The organism is Mesorhizobium sp. M5C.F.Ca.IN.020.32.2.1, from assembly GCF_004023105.1.
GTDB lineage: Bacteria > Pseudomonadota > Alphaproteobacteria > Rhizobiales > Rhizobiaceae > Mesorhizobium > Mesorhizobium wenxiniae.
The window spans coordinates 1-3,344 of the sequence record NZ_RZSX01000716.1; the positions used below are offsets into that span (position 1 = coordinate 1).

The window sequence follows — 3,344 nt, forward strand, 5'->3', positions numbered from 1 at the left end:
GAGGAACCACAAGGTGCAGGGCAGCGTCACCGTGTAGAAGAAGTTTGGGCCGACAGATACGACGACGTCAACGCCGCCGGTCTCAATCAGCTTCTGCCTGATTTCGGCCTCAGAGCCCCGAGCGTCCGACGCCGAATTTGCCATGACGAAGCCGCCCCGGCCGGTCTCATTGAGCGCTGACCAGAACAACTCGATCCAGAGATAGTTGCCATTGTCTGGCCTTGGCAGACCGAAGGGGAAGCGGTCAGGCCGCTTGGCGACCGATTCCTTCTCCTTGTCGACGCCGGTAACATTGAAAGGCGGATTGGCCATGACGAAATCGAACTTGCCGACCACGCCGCCGAGATCGGCGAAGGGCTCGTCGTAGTAAGCATTGGCATCCATGATCGTCCCGCCGAGGCCGTGGACGGCGAGATTCATTTTGGCAAGCCGCAGCGTCTCGCTGACCTTCTCGATTCCGTAGATCGAAAGCTCCTTCTCAGGAGCATCCTGATGCGCGCGGACGAAATCCGCCGAATGGACGAACATGCCGCCCGAACCGCAGGCAGGATCGAGGATGCGCCCGCGATACGGTTCGATGATCTCGACGATCAGTCGGACGATGCTCGATGGCGTGTAGTACTCGCCGCCCTTCTGCATTTCCTGCAACGCGAACGAGCCCATGAAATACTCGTAAACCTTGCCAAAGGCGTCACCGGCGATCTCGACCGGAGCAAGAAGCTTTATCAGCTCGCGCAGGATGCCACCGCCGACGGCGCCGTAGTTCTTCGGCAGCGCATCGGCCAAATCCGGATTGTGCTTCTCGATGTCCTCCATCGCATGATTGAGTGCCCGGCCAAGATTCGACCCATCGGGCAATTGCAGGAGATGCGAGAAGCGCGACTCAGGCGACAGATAGATGACGTTTCGGGCCTTGTAGGCATCAGGTCCGGGCGGCCCGAGGCGGCTGCCTTCGCGCGGCTGCAATTCCTTCTCAACCGCAGCGAACCTGGTCTCCGCATAACGCAAGAAGAGGAGGCCAAGTACAGGCCGGGAATATTCAGACGGCTTCAGCCCGGAATTGGCGCGAAGCTGATCCGCCACGCTCCAAAGACGCTTCTCGATCTCGGCCAGATCAATCGCCATCGAATGCATTCCCCCTAAGTGCTTCTCTACGATTACAGGTCAACGATTAACAATGGCAAGCCGAGCGGCAGGAGCGTGGCGCTCACAGCTCGATTTTGATGCCGTTGTAGATGATCGCCGAGCCGGGGTTCATGCGAATACCCCATCCAGGGTTCTTGATCATGAAGATCGCCGCCTCCTCGATCGTGGCAAACTCTTTCGCGTTCGCGACCCCGTTGTCGCTGCGTGGGAAGCATTTGTAGTGAGTTCCGCCCAATCTGTATGCCTCCTTTGCCACCCCATCGACGATTGCCACAATCCGCATTGCCTTCACCTCGTAATCTTTAGGAAAGAAATGTGCGCGACCCATCGAATGAGGCGCCATCGTGTGTTCCCCCCGTGGGGGTAGTCCAGTGGTAGCATCCGCTGCGATCTATGAATGTGCGCAATAGATCGAGCGATCGACCGACCAGTTCACGGTCACTTTCGCTGGATAGAGACTTATGGCCGTGCATGAGGTTGCATCGCACTTGATAGATTGCGGATATTAGATCCGACCAGCGTACTTCCTGCCCTGGTGTCCAAGGATTTGGCTGTCGTTTGATCCGAGGATCGTCGACCACGGCCTCCGTGAAATCGCGCCGGTTGCCGTGGTGATACGGAAAGTCACGTCCCATAAACCTGATCACGTCTTGAACCTTGAAAATGGGCCACATCTCGGCGAACTCCTTGGTGCGTTGGCCGAAGGTTGGTTCCTCACGCATTAGGTCGACAAACGACTGGCTAAGTCGCTGATCGTTGCCGATCGAACGAACCATGTCGGCGTCTCGTTCCGCGCCACTCACACAAGCCATCCAGCTATTGAAGGATAGCCACAAGTCGATAAACCCGTGATATTCGTCGGCTGCTTGGCCCGCCTTGAGATAGTAGTCGATGCAGATTTGTCTGCCTTGATGCGGCATTTCCCGAAATCGCGCGAAGTTGATCAACTATCCAGCCCCCGTTGCGTGCCCGCACACTTGAACAGGATTTGTACCCCGCCTGTCCAGATGGGCAGGACCCATCGGACGTCCGATACGCCAACCTTTTGATGTCCACAGATATGGTCACTGACGTTCGGACGCCTTTGACTCATGGGCGTTGCTCTATTGGACGTTATTGAGAGGCTTGGACACGCAGTTCGCCTTCTCGCCGACCTCTGGACGCCCTGGCAGGGGGGTCCGCAAGGTCAGAGGCAGGGGTCCGCAAGGTCAAAGACGGTCCCGGCGACTTCGAGCTGGACGGCTTCATGACAACCAAGCCCAACGCCCTCATCGCTCCGATCCACGAGAAGGCAATGCCGATGATCCTGACCACACAAGGGGAAACCGAGGCGTGGCTGAGTGCCCCATGGTCGGAAGCGAAGGGTTTACAGCGTACTGCACCGGACGATGCCTTGGTGATTGTCGAGAAGCCGGCCACGCAGATCAAGTTTCCCCAGGGACCGGGCCAACTGTCGTTGCTTTAGAGCCAAAGCGGCAATACAGAAGATAGTTGGATTTGCGATGTTACGCTCGCATCAGCGCATGGCACGGTCATGCAAGAAGCGGACATCTTGGGGGAAGTTATCAAGGACTTTGCGCGATTTAACAGGCGAAGTCTGCGGATTGCGCAGGCTCCAACGATTTGATGAAGCGCAATAGCTATCCGAGTTATTTCTTGGTTGTCTTGGGGAGGCCTTCATGGAATTGAAAACTATCCGCATACAGAACTTCCGTTCCGTTGAAGACTCCGGTGATTTCACCGTCGAGCATCTCACGTGCCTCGTCGGAAAAAACGAAGCGGGGAAAACGGCAATCCTTCAGGCATTGGCGGGACTAAACCCTCACCCTGCCACGCCTTTCCAGTATGATATTGAGCGCGACTACCCCAAGAGGTTTCTTGCCCGCTATGGCGAGCGGCACAAGGATAGAGAGGCGATTGTTGCCACTACAACTTGGGAGATTGACGACGCACAGAAAGCTCTTATCACGGCTGAGTTTGGCTCGGACGCGGTGACCGGCAACCGGGTGACGATAACCCGCTCCTATAACTCTGAGGGGGTCCACTGGAGCGTTCCAGTGAACGTGAAGATCGCCATCGACTATTTGATCGCTCATGCGACCTTCTCTGCCCCGGAGAAAAGCCAGTTGGGCACTCCCACAACGGGTGATGAACTCGTTGTGAAGTTGAAGGAACTTGCAAATTCCAATCCTAAGCAC

At 56.6% G+C, this 3,344-nt stretch carries 4 protein-coding genes and 1 pseudogene; 2 read left to right on the forward strand and 3 right to left on the reverse strand.

What is annotated here, in order from left to right:
* The 3 genes from EOA86_RS27575 to EOA86_RS27585 all read right to left on the reverse strand — a co-directional run.
* Nucleotides 1-1,125, reverse strand: a 1,125-nt coding sequence (locus tag EOA86_RS27575; protein WP_164892025.1) for a class I SAM-dependent DNA methyltransferase, incomplete at its 3' end; no start/stop codon positions are given.
* Between the two features lie 82 nt (nt 1,126-1,207).
* The gene (locus EOA86_RS27580; RefSeq protein ID WP_128344567.1) at nt 1,208-1,489 is read right to left on the reverse strand and encodes a hypothetical protein; all 282 of its coding nucleotides are present in this window, start codon (nt 1,487-1,489) and stop codon (nt 1,208-1,210) included.
* Nucleotides 1,449-2,093: a hypothetical protein gene (locus EOA86_RS27585; protein WP_128344568.1), complete on the reverse strand. Its 645-nt coding sequence runs from the start codon at nt 2,091-2,093 to the stop codon at nt 1,449-1,451. Before EOA86_RS27585 ends, EOA86_RS27580 begins: the two co-directional genes overlap by 41 nt.
* Nucleotides 2,094-2,341: 248 nt before the next feature.
* Between EOA86_RS27585 and EOA86_RS27590 the strand changes: the two are divergent.
* Both EOA86_RS27590 and EOA86_RS27595 read left to right on the forward strand, forming a co-directional pair.
* Nucleotides 2,342-2,611 (forward strand): annotated as a pseudogene (locus EOA86_RS27590) (SOS response-associated peptidase); the annotation flags it as partial.
* Nucleotides 2,612-2,825: 214 nt separating this feature from the next.
* The coding region (locus EOA86_RS27595) for an AAA family ATPase (protein ID WP_164892026.1) at nt 2,826-3,344 on the forward strand (519 nt) is incomplete at its 3' end.

Excerpts from the sequence above, each read along its gene's own strand:
- EOA86_RS27580 (WP_128344567.1), bottom strand. The coding sequence starts at position 1,489 with ATGGCGCCTCATTCGATGGGTCGCGCACATTTCTTTCCTAAAGATTAC.